The following is a 25,593-nucleotide window of genomic DNA, read 5'->3' as shown; positions in this document are numbered from 1 at the left end:
ATTCACTTTAGATGCTGTTTTTTTTTCAACTAAGCGACAGCGGTAAGCATTTGGTGAAAATTTTATAGACATAAGATTTCATAAAAATCTTAATTTATTAGTTCCAAAGTATAAAAGCTTTGGGACTTTTTTAGTTTAAACAACAAAAAGTGAAAGCAACCGTCAGAAACTTTTTATCCCTAAAAATAGAGGTTTGTAGAAAGGCTAAAAAAAACAGCAATCAAATAAGCGTATTTCTGGATTTAATATATAAGGTCCAAAATGCATTTTTAAACAAAACTTGCTACCGAAGTTGTCTTCAAAATTGGCTCTAATAATAGAGTCGGAGCGTTGCGATAAAAAAATATATTAGTACTTATTTGGGACGTTAGATACTTATTTACTTACATAATACAAAATAATAGGTGTCTTTTCTAATTACACAAAAGAAAGTAAACAACCATTTGATTAAAAGCATTTTACAGATAAAAAGTGTGTGAGATATTTAATTTTATAACAATTAAAATAACATTTAACTTCATATTTGTAAGATTTTATAGTATATTATTCGTATATTGAGGAATATAAATCTAGTACTTTTCTAGTTTGTTATAATTTTTTTTAAAAAAACCAATCCTCTTTTTAATTCAAAATTAAACTTTATTTGCGGTTAAAAAAGCAAGTAAAAGATGTTTTAAAAAAGGAATAAATTCACTATTTTTCATGTTAAAGTTAAATTTATCAGAATACGATACCAAAGGGTATTATGACGAAATGTTTGATGAAAATAATAACGTTCGGCCCAATTATAAGTTATTTTTAGAACGGCTCCAAAAAGTGAGTCACAAGAAGCTACAAAGCCTTCAACATGCTACTGATAGAGCCCAACTATCATTAGGAATGACCTTTAATGTGTATGACGACAATCAAGGTGTAGAGCGAATTCTTCATTTAGATATTATTCCTAGAATAATTGATAATACAGAATGGACGCACTTAGAAAAAGGCTTGGAGCAACGTATTAGAGCATTAAATTTGTTTATACAGGATATTTATAATGACCAAAAAGTCATCAAAGATAAAATTATCCCAAAGGAATTAATTTTATCCAGCGCTTCTTATTTAAAACAATTACAAGGATTTACACCTCCAAAAGACATTTGGTGTCACATTACTGGTTCTGACTTAATCAAAGGTGGTGACGGACAATATTATGTACTTGAAGACAATCTAAGATGTCCTTCGGGAGTTTCTTACATGCTTGAAAACAGAGAAATTCTAAAAAGAACATTTCCTGAACTATTCAAAAAACTAGGAGTAAAGCCTGTGTATAATTACACACACATTTTAAGAGATACGTTAGAATCACTTACTGATGTTGAAAAACCTAACGTTGTTGTATTAACTCCAGGTATTTTTAATTCGGCCTATTTTGAGCATTCTTATTTAGCGCAACAAATGGGTGCGGAGTTAGTAGAAGGTAAAGATTTAATTGTAAAAGACGATGTCGTGTTTATGATAACCACCGCTGGTTTGCAACGTGTGGATGTTATTTATCGTCGTGTGGATGATGAATTTATTGACCCACTAGCATTTAATAAAAATTCTGTATTAGGAACTCCTGGATTATTTAAAGCCTATCTAAAAGGAAACGTAGTACTAGTTAATGCACCTGGATCAGGCGTTGTAGATGACAAAGCAGTTTATGCTTATATTCCTCGAATCATCAAATATTACTTAGGTGAAGAGATGATTATACCAAATGTACAAACCTATATTTGTGATGAAGAAGCCGATCGTAAATATGTTATTGAAAATATTCATAATTTAGTGGTGAAACAAACGGATGCTTCAGGTGGTTATGGAATGCTTATAGGTCCAAAATCTACTAAAAAAGAGCAACAAGAATTTATTGCAAAAATAAAACACAATCCAAGAAATTATATTGCACAACCGATGATTAACCTTTCCAGAGTGCCAACTTTGACTGAGGACACGATTGAAGGACGTCATGTAGATTTAAGACCCTATGCGTTATATGGAGAAGATAGTATAAAAATTATTCCAGGAGCATTAACGCGTGTGGCGCTAAAAAAAGGCTCAATCGTTGTCAATTCGTCCCAAGGGGGAGGAAGTAAAGATACTTGGATATTAAACAATTAAAATTAAAAAAATTATGCTTGGAAGAGTAGCAAACACAATATATTGGATGAATAGGTATTTAGAACGTGCAGAAAATTATGCTCGTTTTATGGATGTTAACTTTAATTTATCATTGGAATTACCACCTAATGAAATGCAGCAATGGCAACCACTGGTCGTTATTACAGGAGATTGGGAATTGTATCAATCGCTTAATTCGAAAGTAGAAAAAACGAAAGTCATCTACTTTCTGACTTTTGAAGAAAGAAATCCAAACTCAATTTACAATTGTATTTTAAACGCAAGAGAAAATGCTCGTGCGGTAAGAACCGAAATCACAAAAGAAGTGTGGGAGCAAATCAATGCCCTTTATTTTTTAGTGAAAGACGGTCAAGACAAAAAACAATGTTTAGATGTAAATATTAGAAATTTTTTTACCCACATAAAAAACGGATGTCAATTAGTTTACGGGATGTATGATTCTACCATATCTAGAAATGAAGGTTGGAATTTTGGTAAATTGGGACAAGTTTTAGAACGTGCAGATAAAACATCAAGAGTACTAGACGCTAAATACCATCTTTTATTAGACTCTCCTACGGAAGTTGGATCGTCGATAGATTTAATACAATGGGCAGCCCTTTTAAAATCAGTAAGTGCTTATGATATGTATAGAAAAAAATACGGAAAGCTATCGCCTTCCTGCATTGCAGAGTTTTTGATTCTAGATAGAGAATTTCCTAGATCTATACTTGCTTGTCTACTAATTGCTGAGCAATCACTTATTACGTTGTCTGGTAGTGCTGTTGGCTTTAGTAATGACGCACAAAAACAATTAGGCGCCCTAAGATCGCAATTGGAATATATTGACATTAATGACATTATAGATAAAGGCATGCATGAGTATCTGGATGAGATCCAAGGAAAGTTAAATAAAATATCTTCAGCTATTTACAACTCGTTTTTTGTGATACAAACTGATTACTCAGAAGTAAAATAGAATCTCTAGCTGTTTAGTTTTTAAAATCGTCAGTTCGAGTGCATTTTGTGGAATGAAATGAAAAAAAATACCTGTTTGCCACGGGCAGGTATCGAGAACTAATCCTTAAAAATTAATTGTACCAAAGTATTAGAATACTAAAAATTAGAATCAACCAATGAAATTTAAGATTACTCATAATACAGTCTATTTGTTTAATTCAGAAGTGTTTCTGGAACCACATTATTTGAGGTTCCGACCAAGAGAAACAACTTATGTCGATGTAACAGATTATTCAATAACGATTCTGCCAGAACCGACAGGGCATAGGGTAGTACAAGATGAAGAAAATAATGTAGTAGATTTTTGTTGGTTTGAAGGGATGACGAACCAATTAACAATTACGTCAACAACCATTCTGGAAACGAAGGACTTTAACCCTTTTGATTTCCTAATTTATCCACTACACTCTAATCAACTACCATTACAATATGATGAATTGCAGAAAAAATTACTTTTTTCTACGTTAGAAGGCCAACTCATCTCACAAGAATTACTTGATTACGGAACAGCCATTTTAAAAGAATCTAATTTTAATACGATTTCGTTTTTAACAAATCTGAATAAACAATTACATGACGATTTTAGTGTTGAATATAGAGAAGTAGGATCACCATTAAAACCAGACGAAACCTTTACAATAAAAAGAGGATCTTGCCGAGATTTGTCATGGATGCAAATAAACCTGTTAAGACAGTTTGGAATCGCTGCACGTTTTGTTAGTGGTTACTATTATTTTGACATGATCCACCCCGCTTATGAACTACATGCCTGGGTGGAGGTCTTTTTACCAGGAATTGGTTGGCTAGGTTTAGATCCAAGTCACGGTATTCTTACAGGAAATACGCATTTCCCGATTGCTTCAAGTGCGCACTTCGAAAACACAATGCCAGTCTCTGGAGGTATTCGAGGTAGTGCAACTTCTAAATTAGAAACCCAACTTTCAATAGAAAAATATAAGTAAATGACAATCATATGCTTATTTTTACAACAAAATTAAATATATGAAAATATTTCAATGTGGTCATTGTGCTCAATCTCTATTTTTCGAAAGTTATACTTGTGAAAATTGCGGGCATTTATCAGGTTTTAGAGATGAAGACCGCAAGATGCTGACCTTCGACCCGCTGGGTATATCTTTGATTTCTGATCAGAAGCACATTGAGTATAAGTATTGTAAGAATAAAGAATACAACGTTTGTAACTGGCTAATTGAGAAGAATTCACCTGAAGAATTTTGTCATGCTTGCCAGCTAAACAGAACAATACCAAATCTTTCCGATACAGAAAATTTTGAAAAATGGAAAAATCTTGAAATTGCAAAGCACCGCTTGATTTATCAACTTCAAAAAATTGGGCTACCACTGCCAAGTAAAATGATCAATGACGAAGGATTGTGTTTCGACTTTGTTGTAAAACAAAACGACCCTGATCTAATGACAGGTCACGCAGACGGAGTTATTACTATCCTTTTAAGAGAAGCAGACTCTGCGCTAAGAGAGCAAATGCGAAAGCAATTTCTAGAACCTTATCGTACATTGATTGGTCATCTTAGACATGAGGTAGGTCACTATTTCTGGGATCGCTTAATATATACTAACGAGCAGCTATTAACCGAGTTTAGAGCCATTTTTGGAGACGAACAAGTGAGTTATGCTGATGCTTTACAGAAGCATTACAAGGAAGGTGCTCCCGCAGATTGGCAAAAGTCATTTGTAAGCAAGTATGCTACATCACATCCTTGGGAAGATTGGGCAGAAACTTGGGCACACTATCTCCATATTATGGATATGCTAGAAACAGCCTATTTTTTTGGTTTAAATGTAAAGCCAATCAATCCGTCAAACACTATGAAAGCTAACGTTTCTTTCGACCCTTATACTGTAGAAAATTTTGATGTGATTATAGAGACTTGTATTCCTTTATCATTTGCCGTCAATAGCATCAATAGAGCAATGGGAATTCCTGATGTTTATCCATTCATTATTACACCGAATATGGTTGAAAAAATGAAGTTTATTCATAAAATACTATTACCAAAACGATAGGGCAATCAGCAAAACAATTTCATTTTTAATTAAACACCCTTAAGTGTTTGATTACCATATTAAAACTATAATTATAAGACTATAAAGTATGTAAATGATAATTTTTGTTTTTTGAGCATGTCCCGTCAGATAACTTCGTCGTTCCTCCTCGTTACTTTCGGGCCGGGCTATTCGCTATATTTTTTATTCCGCAAGCTCCATAAAAGGATACCACTACTATCCCTCATGCAAATTTGACTACGAGAAATGATGGAGTTTTTAGACTAAATCAAAAATTTGTATTAAGATATTTTAGGTAGTAGAGTAGTAGCTGCCTTTTAAATACTACTCTTAGATGTTTTTGCTATTTCGTATCTCATTTGCTTTACAGTAAGAGTGCTCCCATCATGACTCCAGCCAGGAGCGCCGAAAATATACTTGAACTTGTGATACCAATTTTTTGATTTTTTCATGTCTTCCCAAATATTTTTGTACTCATTGGTTAAGATAATATATAGATTATAAGAGTCTGGAGGTACAGAAACCCCGTATTCTATAGCTATAGAATCATCTAGTTCTTTCCAAGTTCCAAAAATTCTATCAAAAACATTTAGGAAGCCACCATGGTTTTTATCCATATATTCAATATTGCGTGCATGGTGAACTTGATGCATGGTGTGGGTATTTAGAAATTTTTCTATAAACCCCATTTTTTTTATATACTGTGTATGCAGTTGGAATTGCCATAGAGCTTCAATAGCCATACAAACAACAAGCATTTCTGGCGGAAAACCAATGATCACAATCCAAACATAAAAAAAGGGTTTATAAAAAATAGTGAACCAACCATTTCGAACGGCTGTACCCAAATTAAAATTATCTGAAGAATGATGTACAATATGTGCTGCCCATAAAAAGCGGACCATGTGATTTTGTCGATGGAACCAGTAATAAGAAAAATCATCTAAGAGCATACAAAATAACCAAATGTACCATGCATATCCAAAAGATTCCCAGCCCATTATATTCATACGAACACCATCTACTATGGGGTTGAAGAAATCATAGGCAAAATTAAAAACAAATATTACGGCTACTGTTTTTATAAGCGCACCGACTACCGCAGATCCTATTCCAAGCGATAAACTTGAGAATAAGTCTTTCCATTTATATAATTGTTTGTCATCAAAAGTTTTGCTGTAGGTAAGCTCTATAGCGATAAAGCCCAAAAAACAAGGAACTCCATAAACTAACGGGTTCGTAAAATCCATTTAGTGGTAGTAGTTTAAATAAGTTTGTTTAACGTTAAAATACGTTCTAAATATTATTTAAGCAATATACTTTATTTTATCTTAACTGCCGCATCATCGTAAAACATTTTATAGTTTGTTTAACGTTAAATTACGTTTTAAATATTATTTAAGCAATAGACTTTATTTTATCTTAACTGTGCCGCCTCATCGTAAAACATTTTATATTTAGAGATCTGACCAGTCTTGTCAATTATAAATAGTATCCGTCGTAATAAACACCGCATCATAATTCGACGGTATATCAACAAATTAGTAAAAGAGAACTTTCTTTAGAATGATAAATTTAAAGTTTAAAGACAGAAAACTATCAACAGGAAATAATCCCCCAAATAAAACAATATATATTTGAATTATAATTTATATTATGTAAAATAGAAATTATGTACAATCTTTAACTCCCTTTAAAATATCATCAGTAAAACTGTTTTCTATTCACTCTATCCTTAATAAGAAACAATAATATCCTTTAATTAATAAAACCAAGATTTAACATTCATAATACGACCATATAAATAATAATTTTATTAATTTTACACAAAGAAACCACAACAAAATTATGAACACGATTGTAGAACGCATTGCTGATTTTTTAAAGAAATACTCGCCATTTGACCATTTAACATTTGAAGAGTTATCTGAAATTGCTGCAAATATTCGTGTGGTAAATTTGGAAAAAAACAAAACATTGTTCCAATATAATGATGTTTTACACGATAGTTTTTACGTTGTGGCCTCTGGAGTAATTCACTTATCTGTTATAGCAGATGCTGAAGAAACGATTTTGAATAAATGTCATGAAGGTGCTATTTTTGGTTTGCGTCCATTTTTCGCAAAAAACAATTATAGAATGACTGCAAAAGCGCGCGAAGAAAGTGTCGTTTATGCTATTCCTATTGCCATTTTTAGACCATTTGTAGCAAATAACACTGAGGTTTTAAATTATTTATTGGAAAATTTTGCCACTAATACACCTGCCTCAACAGAAAACGACAATTTACGTGGAAATCACATTTCAGACACCTTATTTTATACGGACAAACAGTCTCAAATGCAATATTTCCAAACTTTATCTTATAACAATACACCGCTAATAACTACTCCTAACACTATGGTTAGTGAAGTAGCGCAACTTATGGCTGAAATGCGACTTAATAGCGCTGTTATTTGTGATGCGAATATGCCTATCGGAATTGTTACCGATACGGATATGTCATCTAAAATTGCTACAGGCAGGTTTCCAATAACTGTTTCAGTAGATAAAATTATGTCGTCGCCAGTAATAACAGTACTAGAAAATGTTTCGCTGGCAGAAGCACAATTACTGATGTTAAAAAATAATGTCACCCATTTGTGTGTAACCGCAGATGGTACGAATAAATCGAATGTAAAAGGAGTTGTTTCTGAACACGATTTGATTGTTGCACAAGCCAGTAATCCCGGTGTTCTAATTAAAGAAATTAAGCGTACTCATACTCCGAAAGAATTAAAACAAATTCGTGTACGACTAACTGATCTTATTCAAACATCGATTTACAAAAATATTCCTCTTACACATATTTCTAATATTACTTCTGAGATCAATTTTGCCCTATTAAAGCGCGCAATCGAAATCTCTATTCTTGAAATGGGCTCCCCTCCTGCTCGTTTTGCCTGGTTAAGCATTGGTAGTCAAGGAAGAAAAGAACAGCTGCTACTTACAGATCAAGATAGTATTTTAGTTTTTGAAGATGTAGCTACCGAAAAATACAGAGAGGTAAAAGATTATTTTCTTGAACTAGGACGAAAAACGACCCTTACACTTGAAGAAATAGGCTATGAATTATGCCCTAACGGACATATGGCAAGCAATATGATGTGGTGCAAGTCATTGACGGATTGGATAAAACAATACGACAACTGGATGAATACTCCTGGTGAAAGCAGTAATAATTTGAGTAGTATATTCTTTGATTATGAACTTGTTTTTGGAGAATCAAAAATTGAAGATGCAATTAGTAATGTTGTTTTCAAAAATGCGAGCAACAATACATTGTTTTTTGACTTTTTAGGCAATGATGCGTTAAGAAAAAATTCTCCTTTAAGTTTTTTCAAAAAGTTCATTCTGGAAGAAACTGGCCCCAACAAAGATAAGTTCGATATAAAGACCCGTGCCTTAATGCCGCTTATAGATGGTGCCCGTCTATTTATCCTAAGTCAAGGCATAAAAGGGATTAACAATACCTACACTCGCTTTAAACAATTAGCGATTAACGACCCTAAATATTCAGAAATATATCTTAATTGTGCTGAAGCTTTCTTAACTTTATCGAAAATAAGAACAGTAGAAGGCTTAAAAAATGAAGATTCTGGACAATTTATAAATTTGGAGGAGTTATCAAAAATCGACAAAGAAAAACTGAAAAATGCGCTAGCTCCAATGAGAGAATTGGAAGAATTAATTAAAAATAAGTTTCAACTGACTCAATTTTCCTAGTTATGCTAGAATGGATAAAAAATATCAATAAAGAACTTCCGGAATTCTGGAAAACATACCTTGCTAAATTCGATAAAAAATCGAATCGTTACGTTGTTATCTCTACTGAAACTACAGGTATGAATCCGCATAAAGATGTAATCTTATCAATCGGTGCGTTTGCCGTTGTAGATGACAGTCTTTTTATTGGAGACAGTTTTGAAGTCATTTTATTGCAATACAAATACCTACACGATAATAAACTTTCAAATGAGTTTATTATCGAAAGCAAGATGAATAAACTTGCAGAAACAGAAGCCATAAAAGCCTTTGTTGAGTTTATTGGAAATTCTACTTTAGTGGGACATCATATTGATTTTGATGTCGAAATGATTAATGAGGCCTTAGAAAAACTAGAATGCGGCCGATTAAAAAATGAAGCCTTGGATATTGATATGATGCATCGAAAATTAAACGATATCACTGATAAGCAATTTTCATTAAACGAATTATCTGAAATTTATAAAGTCCCAAACAGCGAGAGAAATTCGTCAACTGAAGACGCCTATAAAACGGCTTTATTATTTCTAAAATTAAAGTCAAGGTTAGGTATTAAATAAACCCTTAAAGACAATAATTTGCTAGTTTTATTTTAACTGAATAAAATCATAAAGAGCTAAAACTTTCCACATATTAAACAGATTCAATCTCGTTGTTCTTTATTGTTTTAACCGTACCATAGTACTGTAACGACCATGATGACTTAATGAAACGAGATTTAAAGAATTCTTTTTCCCTTCTACAAGAAATGGAACTCCCTTCTTTTTTATTATTTTCACTGTAGGTCCGAGCTCCAAGACAAAATTAAGATCCATCTTATCAGTTACTGCAATTGTGTGAATTTTATCCTGTATTATTTCAGTTTTAGTATAGTAGGTATAACCATTACATAGAACGGAACCTATATTTCTATTTTCGTAAGTACATTCTAACTTCAGGGGAAAGTAGCCGCGTATTCCTGTGGCTCTATTGTAGATTTTGTAAGCTGCTTCCTTCCTGCTCCATAAATTCCATACCATGATGTCTGAATTTTCAGCAGTTGAAATAAGCAATTGTTCTTTTTGCGTAAATATTTTATCCAAATATCCTTGACGTTTCCAATTGCTTTCTATTCGAGCTAAAGCCAAATCTACAACATCGTTTCCAATCACCTTTTTGCTAATTTAGTTTCTATTATTTCCAATGTAGATTTCACGTCAATCATTTTTTCCATCGAATCATTATCGATATGGATTTTAAAATAGTCTTCGACATCTAAAATGATATCCACCAGATTAGCCGAATTAATATTTAAATCAGTTATGAAATCTGTGTCTTCCGTGAAATTTTCAAAAGCTTCTTCATTATTAATGTAGGGCTTTACTATATTTCTTAATTGTTCTAAAGTCTCTTCTTTGTTCATGCTATAGTTTTTAAACTGTATATTTTTTCAAAATGAGGCAACCATTAACGTCTCCAAAACCAAAACTGGCTTTGGCTATAATATTTAATTCTTTTTCAATCAAATTTTTAGGAACTCTTGAAACATCAATTATATTTTCGATTTCAAGGTTTAAGTCCTCACAATTAATATTGGGAAAAATAAATCCTTGATGTACTTGTAATACTGCAGCAACACTTTCTATACTCCCAGCTGCTGACAAGCAATGACCTACCATTGATTTCAATGAGTTGATATAGGGGAAATCGTTGCCGCTTCTGCCCAAAGCTTCACTCCAATTCTTTATTTCTAAGCTGTCTTTTGATGTAGCAGTCAAGTGACCATTGATAGTGTCGATTTCATCTGCTTGGATTCCAGCATTAGCAATCGCATCTTTGATACACTTTTGAACAGCTATAGGATTTGGAGCCGTCATTGTTCCCTCACCACGCTGTCCACCTGAATTTACATTTCCACCTAACACTTCAGCATAAATTCGTACGCCACGTGAAAGCGCTGTTTCCAAATCTTCCAATACGAAAGCTCCTGCTCCGCTTCCAGGTACAAATCCAGAGGCACTGGCACTCATAGGTCTCGAACCTTGCTCTGGACTTTCATTGTGCTTAAAAGTACAAACACGCAAAGCATCAAAACCACCCCAGATATAAGGCCCACTGTCACTAGTGCTCCCAGCTAACATTCGATTAGCCAACCCCGACTTGATACGTTCATAAGCCATCAAAATGCTTTCGGCCCCAGTAGTACAAGCAGATGAATTAGTAGTTACCTGGTTCCCTAAACCTAATTTCCCTCCTAGATAAGCACTAACGCCACTATTCATTGTTTGTGCTACAGCTGTACTTCCAAGTCTACGAGTTTGCAAATCATCAATTTTGTAAATGCTTTCGCGAAATTTATCGATACCAGAAGTTCCTGTACCAAAAATCGTTCCGCTATCCCAATCAGGGTCCTCGTTATTCAATATGGGTAACTCAGCATCCTTCCATGCATCCATTCCCGCTATTACACCATACAAAATACCCGTGGAGTTAAAATTTCGCAGTTCTAATTCCGTAAAATAATCCAATGATAGTGCCTCCGAAATCTCAGGTTTTCCTGAAATCTGACACGAAAATTGCAGGCGTTCCAAGTCCGCATCTTTACGAATACCAGAAATTCCATTTTTAATCGCATGAGTAAAGGCATCAAGCCCTACTCCATTTGGAGCCACCACACCAAGTCCGGTTATTACTACTCTCCTATTCATGGCATTATTATTTAAATCATTAAAAATGCATCAAGATTTCTCGATACATTTTTTTTTAAGCTCTTACTTTTTTAATTCGAAATTAGGCAAAGCGAAAACCACTGAGGAATTAAAAGAAATATTAGACTATCATTCCTGCAATTTCTCCACTGCAAACAACAACCCCAAACTCATTTTTCATACTCACTTTACATTTTAGTTTACCAAATCTGAAGTACATCTTTTCTGAAAATACGGTCACTTTTTCATTAGGAAATACGGGTTTCATAAATTCAATATTAGTTGATGTTAAAGCTATTGAAGTATTTTTATTAAAGTTATTATCTAATAAAAATACACCTAGGCAAACCAATCCAATTTGGGCCATTGTCTCGGTTAAAATTACACCAGGCGTCACCGGATTATTTTCAAAATGACCTTTATAAAAATCTAATTTTTCATCGAAAGTAAAGTTACCTTCTACTCCATTTTCATCAATCTTAATGATTTCATCAACAAACAGGAATGGTTTAGAATACGGTAATTTTGATATAATTTCTTGATTTTTCATCACTCTTGTATCTTCTTTTACTAAAACTGCAACAATACTCTCTGGGCCGAAAACCCCGGGCCAAAACTCAGCATTAATCCTTTATCTCCTTTTGGAGGCATATTATCCATGAATCGCTCCAAAACATACAGAACGGTTGCACTCGACATATTACCATACAAACGCAAAACTTCTTTTGTATCATCTATGTTTTTACCTAAATCTGAAAATAAAGCTTCCACTGTTTGAACTATCTTTTTTCCACCCGGATGAAATATGAGATGGTCCATATCATCAATTTTTAGATTATTTTTTTCTAAAAAAGGATGTATAATCGCTGGGAAATGAGAAGCAATAGTATTTGGCACTTCAATGTCTAAAATCATTTGCAAACCACTATTGGTTAGCTTAAAGCCCATCATGTGTTCATTTTCATAAAAATGATACATCTCTTCTGCTAGTATTTCGGGACCTTCATCGTCTTCGTGAGACGAGAGTAAGACACAGGCAGCTCCATCTCCAAAAATAGCAGCACTTACAATATTAGCCATCGAAAAATCATTCAGCTGAAATGTTGCTGTCGGACTTTCTACTGCGATCACCGCTGCGCGTTTACCAGGATTAGACTGCAAAAAGTTTTTAGCATATATAATTCCAGATATTCCAGCAGCACAGCCCATCTCCGTTACCGGTAGACGCACAATGTCCTGCCGTAACTTTAGCTTATTAATTAAATAGGCATCTAATGAAGGGATCATGATACCAGTGCAACTCACCGTTATGATATAATCTAAATCTTCTGCCTTCCAACCCGATTTCAACAATGCTTTTTCCAGTACCTTTTCTCCTAAATCAATGACTTCACGAACATAAATATCATTTCGCTCTTCGAATGATGTTTTTGTAAAAACTTCGATCGGATCCATGATGGAATAGCGCTTGTCTACTGCCGCACCCTCAAATATTTTCTTTACTTTTCTGATGAAGCGCTCATCTTGTCCCGTGAGCCAAGCATCTAGAAACGGAATTATTTCCGCTGTAGTTCTGGAATATTTCGGTAATTGTTTTGTTACTGTATTTATTTTTACACTCATATCTTTGAAATTATCCATTGGTATCTAAAAGCCCATTTCCATTGGATTTTATATTTTTTAAAATTTAATTTTTTTGAAAACCGAAGTAAGTCTTCTTTTCTAAAACCTCTTAATATTGAAACCAAACCATCTTCCCTGGACATATCATTCAATTGAAAAACAAAACACAAGGACTGAAACAATCGGTAAGCGACAGCACTTCGATGTAAATCATTAATAACAACTCCGAGACTGGCATTCTCATAAAATGTTGTCATTATTTCCATAATTTCATCTTCCTTGAAATGATGTAAAGTCAGGGTGCACAATACAATATCATACTTTAATTCTTTAAAAGGTTTATCAAAGATATCTTCACAACGGTACGCTATATTTAGATATTGTTTTGATAAATTAATAGCATGCCTTACAGTGAAATTATTTGCATCAACCCCTATTAGATTAAGTTTTAAATTATGCTGCAATCCATAATCAGCAAGTGTTCTTAACATATCTCCATTACCACAACCCACATCAACAATCGTGATTTCAGTTGTTTTAGGATTATTAGCGATTAACTCCTTCACTCCTAGTAAAGTTAGTTTGTTTCCTCCTAATAGCTGATTAATTTTTGCGATTTTATCTAAAGCTTCACGTAAAATTTCGCCTTCTAGAGCAAAATCATCCATGATTTCCGGTTCATCAGTTCTATATTTTGTGTTTAATGACATATCTGATTAATTTATAATGGGTTTGCCATGGGTTTTCCTTATGATTATTTTTAAAACGAAAGGGAATCTAACTACTATACGCATTAGAGACTCGGACAGTTTTTGTTTTTCTAAAATTTTAGATAATATCCGGCCCATCTTCAACCTACTATTAAAATTATAATTCCATTGTTTAAAATATTTTTTTTCCAATGAAGTCCTAGATGTAATCTCGCCCTCAAAATAAGCACCAACCAAATCAGAAGCAATTTTAGCACTATGAATAGCCATCGCCATTCCGTTCCCGCATAAAGGATGTATCAGCCCAGCTGTGTCTCCTATCATAAGAATACCATTTTCTACTGCTCTTTTTTTTTCGAAAGAAATCTGGCTGATCGTTAAAGGCTTTTCAAAAAGCATCGTACTGGCATCTAAAATTAATTTTAAGTGCGGATTTTTAGAAACCACATCTTTCTGATACTCTTGAATATTTTTGTGCTTTTTAAAAGTGTCGTAATCTGCTAAATAGCAAATATTAATTGTGTCATTTTCTACTTTTGAAACCCCACAATAACCTCCCTTAAAATTATGCAATCCCACCAAATTACTAGGAAAATCGCCAGAGTAATGTGCTTTTACTGCTAACCACGAAGATTTTTTTTGAATAAAATTTCTATTTAATTTTTGATCAATATTGGAACGTTTCCCAAAAGCACCAATTACGATTTCTGCTTTTAGCACCATATTATCTGAAGTTCGTACTGTAAATTGATTCTCGTTATAAACAATGTCTTCGACAGTATCTTGTATAACGACACACCCATTTGCAACAGCTTTCTTATATAAATAAGCATCTAGAGCAAAACGACTGACACCAAAACCTCCAAGCGGCAATTCAATTTTAATTGATTTACCATTTTCTGTCGAAAATTGAAGTTGACTAATTTTCGTAGGAGTTAATTGAGAAACTTTGATATCCAGCCATTCGAGATAAGGCAATACTTCATTTGAAATGTATTCTCCGCAAACTTTGTGTTTTGGAAACTCATTCTTTTCGATCAAAATAACAGCCACCCCTATTTTAGATAAATGAATAGCTGACGTGAGCCCAGCTAATCCTCCTCCAACAATAATAACAGACGCTATCTTTTCCATAGTGGCTAATTTAGGTTATTTCTTGGAAATGAAAGTTATTAAAAAATAAAAAAACTGCTCCCAAACAGGAAGCAGTTTTCTATTAAAAATTATAAAAATAAAAACTTATTTTCTGTCTTTTTTTATTTCGTCTACAATTTCAGGATCAACTAAAGTAGAGGTGTCTCCAAAATTAGAAAAATCACCTTCAGCAATTTTTCTAAGGATTCTACGCATAATTTTACCAGATCGCGTTTTAGGTAAACCGGAAACAAACTGTATCTTATCTAATTTAGCTATAGGTCCTACGTGATCTGAAATGTATTGATTAATTTCTTTAAACAGATTTTCTTTATTTCTAATTTCGCCTGTTTCTTTTAAAATCACATAGCCATAAAGTGCATTTCCTTTAATGTCATGAGGAAAACCAACTATTGCACTTTCAGCAACGGCAGGATGTTCATTTATTGCATCTTCAATTGGAGCAGTACCAAGATTATGTCCAGAAACAATGACTATATCATCAACACGACCCGTTATTCTGTAATAACCTACTTCATCACGCAAAGCACCGTCACCTGTAAAATAAGTTCCAGGAAACGCCGTAAAATAAGTGTCTTTATATCTTTGGTGATCCCCCCAAATTGTTCTTGCAATCCCAGGCCATGGGAATTTAATACATAAACTTCCTACCACTTGATTGCCTTCTATTTCATTACGGTTTTCATCCATTAATACTGCCTGAACTCCCGGTAAAGGTAATGTTGCATAAGTAGGCTTCGTAGGAGTTACAAATGCTATTGGCGCAATCATTATTCCTCCAGTTTCGGTTTGCCACCATGTATCTACGACAGGACATTTTTTTTGTCCTACATGATCATTGTACCAGTGCCAAGCTTCTTCATTTATTGGTTCTCCAACCGAACCAATTACTTTCAAGGTTTTTAAATGATGTTTTTGTACATATTTTACATTTTCTTTGGCCAAAGCACGAATGGCTGTTGGCGCAGTATAGAATTGCGAAACTTTATGTTTTTCGATAATTTCCCAAAAACGACTAAAATCGGGATAAGAAGGAACGCCTTCAAAAATTACCGTTGTCGCTCCATTCAATAAAGGACCATACAAAGAATAAGAATGTCCAGTAATCCAGCCGATATCTGCTGTACACCAAAAGATATCATTTTCTTCGTAATTGAATACATTTTTGAATGTATAAGCAGTATAAACCATATATCCTGCCGTAGTATGAACCATTCCTTTTGGTTTTCCTGTCGAACCAGACGTATACAGAATAAACAATGGATCTTCAGAATCCATAATTTCAGCAACACAGTTATCTGATGCCTCGTCTAGTAAAGGTTGTAAATAAATATCTCTACCTTCTTTCATCGTAATTGGAGTGTTGGTTCTTTTAACAACCAATACCTTTTCTACCGATGGACATTTTTCTAAGGCTTCGTCAATTATCTCTTTTAATTCGATTGTTTTATTACCGCGGTAACCACCATCTGATGTAATCACCATTTTACATTCACTATCCGTTATTCGGTTAGCGACTGCAGAAGCAGAAAAGCCAGCAAAAACAACGGAATGAATCGCGCCAATTCTCGCACAAGCTAAAATTGAAACAGCTAATTCCGGAATCATCGGTAAATAAATACAAACTCGATCTCCTTTATTAATTCCTTGTTCGCGCAAAACGTTGGCCATTTTACCTACCCTTTGATGCAATTCATTATAAGAAATATGCAAAGCTTCCTCACTCGGATTATTTGGCTCAAAAATAATCGCTGTTTTTTCTCCTCTTTTATTAAGGTGTCTGTCAATGCAGTTTTTAGCCATGTTTACTTTTGCTTCAGTAAACCATTTTATTTCAGCTTCAGCCATATCAAACTCAACAACTTTATCCCATTGTTGAAACCAAGTAAAATTCTCTTCGGCTATTTTACCCCAAAATTTTCGGGGTTCACGGACAGATTTGTTATAATGTTTGAAGTATTGCTCGAAGTTTTGAATCTTATAGTAGCTCATGCTTGTAAATTTTTTATAAAAGTATTAAAATTCCCTCTATTCCAAAAACAAATAAATTTATAAATTCGGCGATAAATTAAAAACTCAATAATAATAGTACAATATAAGTAAGTATTCTTTAAAAATGAGCTATTTTGAATAATATGATAAAAAACAAAAAAGACGAAGTAGATTTTCTACCCCGCCTTTCTTCATTAACAATCTTCATAACAATTAATCTAGCACCCAAAGAAACTATAAAAACGCATTGTAAATAACATATCCGTCTCCACCGTGCTAATGGTTCTACAACCTTACTTGCAATAGATCTTCGAATTAAAAATCCCTACAAATATTTCTCTTATCATAATAAGGAACCACTTCACTTAACTTGTCGCTCGGTCGAAGTTAAGTGAATGTAATCAGCTTCCATATCCTTTACCAATGTTTAAATACATCGTATACTAACTCAAAATATACATAGACATTTTTGATACAGTGCAAATTCCAGCACACGCTCCTGTGTGGCAATTCCTATTTTTTTTATTATCCTATTTTTTTCATAGCAGTCATAGATTCTCTCAACCATTCCCCTGTTTCTTCAATTGGGTGCTGACGAATACTTTTGTTAACAGCAATTAATACTGAGTTATCAATACCATTTGTCGTAGCAAAAGGTTTTCCTATAACATTAGTATCGATAGTTTTCATAAATTCCGTTAATAACGGCTTACAAGCATGATCAAATAAATAACAACCATATTCTGCAGTATCAGAAATAATTCTATTCATTTCGTATAATTTTTTTCTAGCTACTGTATTGGCAATTAAAGGCAATTCATGAAGAGATTCATAATAAGCTGATTCTTCAATAATACCTGTTTCTGTCATAGTTTCAAAAGCCAATTCTACACCTGCCTTTACCATAGCAATCATCAATACTCCATTATCAAAGTATTCTTGTTCAGAAATAGTATCTGTAGTCGCTGCAGTTTTTTCAAAATTAGTTTCAGCAGTGGCCGCTCTCCAAGTCAATAAATTAACATCATCATTATCCCAGTCAATCATCATATTTTTTGAAAATTCACCTGAAATGATATCATCCATATGTTTTTGAAATAAAGGACGCATAATGTCTTTCAACTCATCAGCTAATCTATACGCTTCCACTTTTGAAGGATTGTTTAAACGATCCATCATATTAGTGATTCCACCATGTTTCAAGGCTTCTGTTACCGTTTCCCAACCGTATTGGATTAATTTAGAAGCATAAGCAGGCTCTATTCCTTTTTCGACCATTTTATCAAAACATAAAATAGATCCTGTTTGTAGCATTCCACAAAGAATAGTTTGCTCTCCCATTAAATCTGATTTTACTTCAGCAACAAATGATGAATTTAATACACCCGCTTTGTGTCCTCCTGTTGCAACAGCATACGCTTTTGCTTGAGCAAAACCTTCATTATTTGGATCATTTTCAGGATGTACCGCAATTAAGGTAGGTACACCAAAACCTCTTTTATATTCTTCACGAACCTCAGAGCCTGGACATTTTGGAGCACACATAATAACAGTAATGTCTTTACGAATCTGCATTCCTTCTTCCACAATATTAAAACCATGAGAATAGGCCAATGTTGAACCTTTTTTCATCAAAGGCATAATTGCAGTAACTACCGCAGTATGTTGTTTGTCTGGTGTAAGGTTACAAACCAAATCAGCCGTAGGGATTAATTCTTCATAAGTTCCCACTGTAAAACCATTATCAGCAGCATTCATAAAAGAAGCTCTCTTTTGTGCAATTGCTTCGGCTCTTAGCGCATAAGAAATATCTAAACCTGAATCTCTCATGTTTAAACCTTGGTTTAGTCCTTGTGCTCCACAACCGACAATAACTACTTTTTTTCCTTTTAAAGCTGTTATACCATCAGCAAATTCAGATTGATCCATGAATTCGCATACGCCTAATTGTTCTAATTGTAATCTAAGTGGTAATGAATTGAAATAATTTGCCATCGTCTAATTTTTATTTATTTTTTAGTTCTTCTAATAGTGTTGATATTTCCATTTTTTCTTTGGAAACGGATATTCTTCCTGAACGCACAAATTGCATGATTCCGAAAGGTTTTAATTTATTATATAGTTCCTCAATGTCTGAACGTCTTCCTGATTTAGAAATCACAAAAAAGTCTCTGGACACGGTAACTATTTCTGAGTTACTTTCTTTTATTATATTTTGAATTTGCTTTTCGTCGAATAGTAATCCAGATTCAATTTTGAATAAGGCATTTTCTAAAAAGATAGTTTCGTCATCAATATGATAAAAGGCTTTTATAACCTCAATTTGTTTTTCTATTTGACCTACAATGTTTTGCACCCATTTTTCTGTGGTATGCACCACAATCACAAATCTAGAAACATTTTCTATCTCTGATTCTGAGACATTTAAACTAAGGATATTGATGTGACGCTTTAAGAATATACCTGATATTCTATTTAATAGACCAACGTTATTTTCTGAATAAACAGAAATTGTGAATGTTTGATTTTCCATAATATTAACTTAATCTGATATCAGAAACAGAAGCTCCTGTTGGTATCATAGGGAATACATTATTTTCTTTTTCTACCATAACTTCAAGGAAGTACGATTCTTTTGAAGCCATCATTTCAGCAACAGCAGCATCTAAATCTTCTCTTTTCGTTACTTTTTTAGCTTTGATATAATAGCCTTCTGCAATAGCAACAAAATTAGGGTTAGTCATTTCAGTCGAAGCATAACGCCTGTCAAAAAACAATTGCTGCCATTGACGAACCATTCCTAAAAATTCATTGTTTAGTATTACAATTTTTACTGGGACTTTCGTCTGAAAAATAGTTCCTAATTCCTGAATAGTCATTTGGAATCCACCATCACCAATAATAGCAACTACTTCCCTTTCTGGCATTCCCATCTTAGCACCTATAGCTGCTGGTAATGCAAAGCCCATCGTTCCTAATCCTCCAGAAGTAACATTACTTTTAGATTTATTGAATTTAGAATAACGACAAGTAAACATTTGGTGTTGCCCCACATCCGAAACCATAATAGCGTCTCCTTTAGAATGTTTGTTGATCATTTCGATAGTTTCACCCATAGAAATCCCTTCCTTTTTAGGTTTCAATTCATCGTTGATTACAGCCTCTAATTCAACTTCATATAATTCTTTGAATCTATTGTGCCAAGATTCATGTGTATTGTTTTCGATTAAAGGCAATAAAGCAGCTAATCCTTCTTTTACATCACCTAAAACAGCTACTTCCGTTTTTACATTTTTATCTATTTCAGCAGGATCGATATCGAAGTGAATTACTTTAGCTTGTTTAGCATACGTTTCTAAATTTCCCGTCACGCGGTCATCAAAACGCATTCCTAGTGCAATTAAAACATCACACTCATTAGTTAAAATATTTGGTGCATAATTTCCATGCATTCCTAACATTCCTACATTTAATGGATGCTCTGTAGGTAATGCAGAAAGTCCTAAAATTGTCCAAGCAGCAGGAATTCCTGATTTTTCAACAAATGCTTTTAATAACTCTTCAGCCTGACCTAAAATAATCCCTTGACCAAAAACAATAAATGGTTTCTTAGCCTTGTTGATTAATTCTGCAGCTTCTTTTACTTTTTCAATATTTAATTTTGGAACAGCCACATAACTTCTAATTCCGGTACATTTTTTATAGCTGAATTCGAATTCATCAAATTGTGCATTTTTAGTAATATCTACTAATACTGGTCCTGGACGTCCTGATCTAGCAATATAGAAAGCCTTTGCCATGATTTCTGGAATTTCAGAAGCCTCAGTAATTTGGTAATTCCATTTAGTTACTGGAGTTGAAATCCCAATAATATCTGTTTCTTGAAAAGCATCAGAACCTAATAAGTGTTTACCAACCTGACCCGTGATACAAACCATAGGTGTTGAGTCAATTTGCGCATCTGCAATTCCCGTGACCAAGTTTGTAGCTCCAGGACCTGAAGTGGCTATCGCCACTCCAACTTTTCCGGTAGCTCTTGCAAATCCTTGCGCCGCATGTGTCGCCCCTTGTTCGTGACGCACTAAAACATGGTGCAATTGATCTTTAAATTTATATAACTCGTCGTAAACCGGCATGATTGCTCCACCTGGATATCCGTAAACCAAATCTACTCCTTCTTCTAATAAGCATCTAATAACGGCTTCAGCGCCTGATATTTTTTTTGTTCCCATCGGTATTTATTTATTCGCTTAAGCGCAAAGGCTTTTTGCTTTATTTATCAGTTACACAACCTGTAGAGGCACTTGAAACTGATCTTATATATTTTAGTAATACTCCTTTTTTTACTTTTAAATCAGGTTGGACCCAATTTGCTTTTCTTGCTGCAAACTCTTCGTCAGAAATTTTCAGATTAATAGTGTTTTTTACAGCGTCAATAGTGATTATATCCCCATTTTTAACTAATGCTATTCCACCACCATCAAAAGCCTCTGGCGTAACGTGACCAACAACAAATCCATGTGAACCACCAGAAAATCTACCGTCAGTAATTAAAGCTACACTTTTTCCTAATCCAGCACCCATAATGGCTGATGTAGGTTTAAGCATTTCCGGCATTCCTGGCCCACCTTTAGGTCCACAGTACCTAATGACGACTACATTACCTGGTTTTACTTCACCTCCACGAACTCCAGTTATAACATCATGCTCATTTTCATAAACAATTGCGTCACCTTCAAAATATTCTCCTTCGTTACCACTAATTTTAGCAACACAACCTTCTTCAGCAAGATTTCCGTAAAGAATTTGGATATTTCCAGTTGCTTTTAATGCTTTCTGAATTTCGTGTATTACTTCCTGACCGTCGTTCAAATCTGGAACAACAGCTAAATTCTCTGCTAATGTTTTCCCAGTTACGGTTAAACAGTCACCATGTAATAATCCTTGTTTCAGTAAGTACTTCATTACTGCAGGAACTCCTCCAGCTTCATGCAAATCTTCCATTAGGTATTTACCACTTGGTTTCAAATCTGCAAGTAAAGGTGTTTTATCACTAATATCTTGGAAATCTTTAAGAGTAATTTCGATGTCAACAGAATGTGCCATAGCAATTAAATGCATTACTGCGTTAGTAGAACCACCTAAAACGGCTACCATTGTAATTGCATTTAGAAAGGCTTCACGTGTCATGATATCTCTTGGTTTGATATCTTTTTCTAACAAGATTCTGATTGCTTTTCCAGCGTCAATACATTCTTGTTTTTTCTCTTCGCTTAACGCAGGGTTAGAAGAACTATAAGGCAAACTCATCCCTAAAGCTTCAATAGCCGAAGACATCGTATTTGCAGTATACATTCCACCACAAGCACCTGCTCCCGGACAAGCATTTTGAATCACTCCCTTGAAATCCTCAGGAGCAATCGTATTGTTGAATTTTTTTCCTAATGCTTCAAATGCAGAAACAATATTTAAAGACTCGCCTTTCCATTTACCAGAGTGGATCGAACCTCCATAAACCATAATCGATGGGCGATTCACTCGTCCCATAGCAATTACAGATCCTGGCATGTTTTTATCACAACCCGGAACAGCGATTAAACCATCGTACCATTGTGCTCCCATTACTGTTTCGATAGAATCTGCAATAACATCTCTAGAAACTAATGAAAAACGCATTCCGTCAGTTCCGTTAGAAATACCGTCACTTACACCGATTGTGTTAAAAATAAGCCCTACTAAATCTTCTTTCCAAACCCCTTTTTTGATTTCTTTAGCCAAACCATTTAGGTGCATGTTACAAGTGTTCCCTTCGTAGCCCATACTAACAATTCCTACTTGAGCTTTCTTTAAATCTTCTTCAGTTAAACCAATTCCGTAAAGCATTGCTTGTGCAGCAGGTTGCGTTTCGTCTTGAGTTATGGTTTTGCTATATTTATTTAATTCCATTTATATAATTATATCTGTGTGTGTATTTATTTTCTTCTTTAAACGATAGTCGATTGCCCGATGTGTACATTGTCATTATTGAAATACAATAAGTCGTCTTTATTTAAAATAAAATTAGAAACGAACTCTCCTACTTCATTAGTTCCAAAACTAGTTCCCGGATTCAAATCAATAGTAACCACATTATATTCAATAGCTTTTTCTATTGCTTCATGCACTAATTTTGCTTCTTCGGTCAAGCCAAAGTGTTCTAGCAACATGGCTGCAGCAACAATAGAAGCAATAGGATTTGCGATATTTTTACCTTTAGCTTGTGGAAAAGATTTATGAACAGGCTCAAACAATGCTTTTTTAGTTCCGAAAGAAGCAGAAGCCAATAACCCGATTGAACCGGTAATAGCACTTGCTTCGTCAGAAAGAATATCACCAAAAAGGTTCTCTGTTAAAATAACATCAAACTGTCTAGGGTTTAATATTAATTGCATTGCTGCGGTATCCACAAATAAAAAGTTCAATTGCACATCTGGGTAATCTAAAGCTACTTTTTGCACTACGTTTCTCCACAAACGAGAAGTTTCAAGCACATTAGCTTTGTCAACCATAGTAACTTTATTTCTTCTTTTTTGAGCTTCTTTAAAAGCTAAATGCGTGATTCTTGTAATTTCTTCTTCAGAATATTCACAAACATCAGAAGCTTTTGTTTTCTCTTCATTTAATGTTTTGTCACTAAAGTACATTCCGCCTGTCAATTCTCTAAAAACAATAAAATCAGCTCCTTCAATAATCTCTCTTTTCAAAGGAGAAGAATGCATAAGAGTTGAATACGTTCTAATTGGTCTTTTATTGGCAAAAAGCCCTAACTCTTTTCTTAATTTTAAAACAGCCTGTGAAGGACGTTTTTGAGCATCTGGATTGCTATCATATTTAGGGTTTCCGTCTCCTACAGTCCCTAATAATACTGCATCAGTGTTCAAACATAAATTTAATGTTTGTTCAGGTAATGATGCACCTGTTTTATCAATAGCGACAGCGCCTATAAGGGCATCTTCAAAAATAAACTCGTGATCAAACATTACGCTAATTGCATATAATGCTTTTTTTGCCTGTAAGATTACCTCAGGTCCTATTCCATCTCCTGATAATACTGCTATTTTTAAATTCATGGCTTACGGTTATTAACTTCTTATTAAATCACTTTCTATTTTACAAGCTTCAATAATTTGATGTATATCATCATCAATTACTTCTTTTTTTACATCAGCAAATCTCAAAAACTCAACGTACACTATATCTAACTGTACTTTTGTAAGTTCGTAACCTACTTTTTTTGCTCTATAAGCCAATGCTGCTCTACCACTTCTTGCTGTAAGAACAATGGAGGACTCATTAACACCAACCTCTAAAGGATCCATAATTTCATACGTAGCTCTATTTTTAATAACGCCATCCTGATGAATTCCTGAACTATGTGCAAAAGCATTTGCTCCTACAATAGCTTTATTAGGCTGTACTATCATACCCATACTTTCAGAAACTAAACGACTCATTTCGTTTAATTGTTTAGTGTCGATATCAGTATATAAATTCAGGTAAGGATGTTGTTTGAAAATCATTACCACTTCTTCAAGTGCTGTATTTCCAGCTCTTTCTCCTATCCCATTAATGGTACATTCAATTTGTCTGGCACCGTTTACCGCTCCTGCAATTGAATTAGCAGTTGCCATTCCTAAATCATTATGACAATGGCAAGAAAGGATAACGTTTTCAATACCTTTTACGTTTTCACGTAAATATTTTATTTTTGCTCCGTATTCTTCAGGCAGACAGTATCCTGTCGTATCTGGTATATTTAACACCGTTGCTCCTGATTTAATGACTTCCTCACAGACTCGAGCTAAAAATTCATTGTCAGTTCTTCCCGCATCTTCAGCATAAAACTCTACATCCTCCACATAAGATTTAGCATGAGCAACTGCAAACTTTGCTCTAACAATTATATCCTCTCTTGTTGTATTTAATTTATGTACAATATGAGATTCAGAAGTACCTATTCCAGTATGAATACGTGGTCTTTTGGCATATTTTAAAGCTGCTGCTGCAACATCGATATCATTTTTTACTGCTCTTGTTAATCCGCAAACAGTAGCGTTTTTTACAATTTTACTAATTTCAGAAACGGACAAAAAATCTCCAGGACTTGAAACAGGAAATCCAGCTTCGATTATATCAACACCCATTTCATCCAATCGATTTGCTATAACGAGTTTTTGTTTGGTATCTAATTTGCATCCAGGAACTTGTTCCCCATCTCTTAAAGTAGTATCAAATATTTGGACTTTCTCTCTATTCATTTTCATTTTTTTAATGTAATTTCACGTCTCAGTAACAAATTTAGATTTCATTAGCGTTATATAAAACTCAATTTAATGAAATATACTGTTTATAAAGACAATAAAAACTTTGTAAAC

21 protein-coding genes are annotated in these 25,593 nt (G+C 34.0%); 6 read left to right on the top strand and 15 right to left on the bottom strand.

The genetic code is table 11. From position 1 onward, the window contains the following. Nucleotides 1-702: 702 nt before the first annotated feature. From QO200_RS15760 to QO200_RS15745, 4 genes are all read left to right on the top strand, one after another. On the top strand, nucleotides 703-2,142 hold the full coding sequence (locus QO200_RS15760; RefSeq protein WP_371541914.1) for a circularly permuted type 2 ATP-grasp protein: 1,440 nt from the start codon (nucleotides 703-705) through the stop codon (nucleotides 2,140-2,142). Nucleotides 2,143-2,155: 13 nt separating this feature from the next. After that, nucleotides 2,156-3,121, top strand: a complete 966-nt coding sequence (locus QO200_RS15755; RefSeq protein WP_371541911.1) for an alpha-E domain-containing protein — start codon at nucleotides 2,156-2,158, stop codon at nucleotides 3,119-3,121. Nucleotides 3,122-3,278: 157 nt separating this feature from the next. After that, a complete protein-coding gene (locus QO200_RS15750) occupies nucleotides 3,279-4,124 on the top strand; it encodes a transglutaminase N-terminal domain-containing protein (RefSeq protein WP_371541909.1) in 846 nt (281 codons plus the stop codon). A gap of 40 nt (nucleotides 4,125-4,164) precedes the next feature. Beyond that, nucleotides 4,165-5,208 carry a putative zinc-binding metallopeptidase gene (locus QO200_RS15745; RefSeq protein WP_371541906.1) on the top strand — a complete coding sequence of 348 codons (1,044 nt, stop codon included), beginning with the start codon at nucleotides 4,165-4,167 and terminating at the stop codon, nucleotides 5,206-5,208. A 317-nt stretch (nucleotides 5,209-5,525) separates the two neighbouring features. Here the strand turns inward: QO200_RS15745 and QO200_RS15740 are convergent, their stop codons facing one another. After that, on the bottom strand, nucleotides 5,526-6,458 hold the full coding sequence (locus tag QO200_RS15740; protein WP_371541902.1) for a sterol desaturase family protein: 933 nt from the start codon (nucleotides 6,456-6,458) through the stop codon (nucleotides 5,526-5,528). Between the two features lie 598 nt (nucleotides 6,459-7,056). Here QO200_RS15740 and QO200_RS15735 point away from each other — a divergent pair. Together QO200_RS15735 and QO200_RS15730 are read left to right on the top strand one after the other, a co-directional pair. Continuing rightward, a complete protein-coding gene (locus tag QO200_RS15735; protein ID WP_371541899.1) occupies nucleotides 7,057-8,973 on the top strand; it encodes a DUF294 nucleotidyltransferase-like domain-containing protein in 1,917 nt (638 codons plus the stop codon). A gap of 2 nt (nucleotides 8,974-8,975) precedes the next feature. Further along, entirely contained in the window at nucleotides 8,976-9,572 is a 597-nt protein-coding gene (locus QO200_RS15730; protein ID WP_371541896.1) for a PolC-type DNA polymerase III, read from the top strand. A 99-nt stretch (nucleotides 9,573-9,671) separates the two neighbouring features. Here QO200_RS15730 and QO200_RS15725 read toward each other — a convergent pair whose 3' ends face one another. The 14 genes from QO200_RS15725 to QO200_RS15660 all read right to left on the bottom strand — a co-directional run bounded on the left by QO200_RS15725 (nucleotide 9,672) and on the right by QO200_RS15660 (nucleotide 25,476). Next, a complete protein-coding gene (locus tag QO200_RS15725; RefSeq protein ID WP_371541893.1) occupies nucleotides 9,672-10,163 on the bottom strand; it encodes a 4'-phosphopantetheinyl transferase superfamily protein in 492 nt (163 codons plus the stop codon). Continuing rightward, the gene (locus QO200_RS15720; protein ID WP_371541890.1) at nucleotides 10,160-10,414 is read right to left on the bottom strand and encodes an acyl carrier protein; all 255 of its coding nucleotides are present in this window, start codon (nucleotides 10,412-10,414) and stop codon (nucleotides 10,160-10,162) included. The genes QO200_RS15725 and QO200_RS15720 overlap by 4 nt, the downstream gene beginning before the upstream one ends. A 10-nt stretch (nucleotides 10,415-10,424) precedes the next feature. Then, entirely contained in the window at nucleotides 10,425-11,699 is a 1,275-nt protein-coding gene (locus tag QO200_RS15715; protein ID WP_371541887.1) for a beta-ketoacyl synthase, read from the bottom strand. A gap of 121 nt (nucleotides 11,700-11,820) precedes the next feature. After that, entirely contained in the window at nucleotides 11,821-12,249 is a 429-nt protein-coding gene (locus QO200_RS15710; RefSeq protein WP_371541884.1) for a 3-hydroxyacyl-ACP dehydratase FabZ family protein, read from the bottom strand. Between the two features lie 20 nt (nucleotides 12,250-12,269). Beyond that, on the bottom strand, nucleotides 12,270-13,322 hold the full coding sequence (locus tag QO200_RS15705) for a type III polyketide synthase (protein ID WP_371541881.1): 1,053 nt from the start codon (nucleotides 13,320-13,322) through the stop codon (nucleotides 12,270-12,272). After that, nucleotides 13,319-14,032 (bottom strand): methyltransferase domain-containing protein, encoded by a 714-nt coding sequence (locus tag QO200_RS15700; protein WP_371541878.1) that lies wholly within the window; start codon nucleotides 14,030-14,032, stop codon nucleotides 13,319-13,321. The genes QO200_RS15705 and QO200_RS15700 overlap by 4 nt, the downstream gene beginning before the upstream one ends. A 6-nt stretch (nucleotides 14,033-14,038) precedes the next feature. Then, nucleotides 14,039-15,166: an NAD(P)/FAD-dependent oxidoreductase gene (locus tag QO200_RS15695; RefSeq protein ID WP_371541875.1), complete on the bottom strand. Its 1,128-nt coding sequence runs from the start codon at nucleotides 15,164-15,166 to the stop codon at nucleotides 14,039-14,041. A gap of 105 nt (nucleotides 15,167-15,271) precedes the next feature. Next, on the bottom strand, nucleotides 15,272-17,179 hold the full coding sequence (acs, locus tag QO200_RS15690; RefSeq protein WP_371541872.1) for an acetate--CoA ligase: 1,908 nt from the start codon (nucleotides 17,177-17,179) through the stop codon (nucleotides 15,272-15,274). Nucleotides 17,180-17,704: 525 nt separating this feature from the next. Further along, nucleotides 17,705-19,174 (bottom strand): ketol-acid reductoisomerase, encoded by a 1,470-nt coding sequence (gene ilvC / locus QO200_RS15685; protein WP_371541871.1) that lies wholly within the window; start codon nucleotides 19,172-19,174, stop codon nucleotides 17,705-17,707. 10 nt (nucleotides 19,175-19,184) lie between these two features. Continuing rightward, the gene (ilvN, locus tag QO200_RS15680; RefSeq protein WP_371541868.1) at nucleotides 19,185-19,712 is read right to left on the bottom strand and encodes an acetolactate synthase small subunit; all 528 of its coding nucleotides are present in this window, start codon (nucleotides 19,710-19,712) and stop codon (nucleotides 19,185-19,187) included. Between the two features lie 4 nt (nucleotides 19,713-19,716). Further along, nucleotides 19,717-21,411, bottom strand: coding sequence for a biosynthetic-type acetolactate synthase large subunit (gene ilvB, locus QO200_RS15675; RefSeq protein ID WP_371541866.1), 1,695 nt, complete (start codon nucleotides 21,409-21,411; stop codon nucleotides 19,717-19,719). A 40-nt stretch (nucleotides 21,412-21,451) separates the two neighbouring features. Beyond that, on the bottom strand, nucleotides 21,452-23,125 hold the full coding sequence (ilvD, locus tag QO200_RS15670; RefSeq protein WP_371541863.1) for a dihydroxy-acid dehydratase: 1,674 nt from the start codon (nucleotides 23,123-23,125) through the stop codon (nucleotides 21,452-21,454). 38 nt (nucleotides 23,126-23,163) lie between these two features. Further along, nucleotides 23,164-24,288 (bottom strand): 3-isopropylmalate dehydrogenase, encoded by a 1,125-nt coding sequence (gene leuB / locus QO200_RS15665; RefSeq protein WP_371541860.1) that lies wholly within the window; start codon nucleotides 24,286-24,288, stop codon nucleotides 23,164-23,166. 12 nt (nucleotides 24,289-24,300) lie between these two features. Then, nucleotides 24,301-25,476, bottom strand: a complete 1,176-nt coding sequence (locus tag QO200_RS15660; RefSeq protein WP_371541857.1) for a 2-isopropylmalate synthase — start codon at nucleotides 25,474-25,476, stop codon at nucleotides 24,301-24,303. Between the last annotated feature and the right edge of the window lie 117 nt (nucleotides 25,477-25,593).

The organism is Flavobacterium sp. Arc3, assembly GCF_041431375.1.
Classification (GTDB): Bacteria; Bacteroidota; Bacteroidia; order Flavobacteriales; family Flavobacteriaceae; genus Flavobacterium.
The sequence above is the reverse complement of the archived record's forward strand: the minus strand, read 5'-3'. Positions and strand labels throughout refer to the sequence as shown.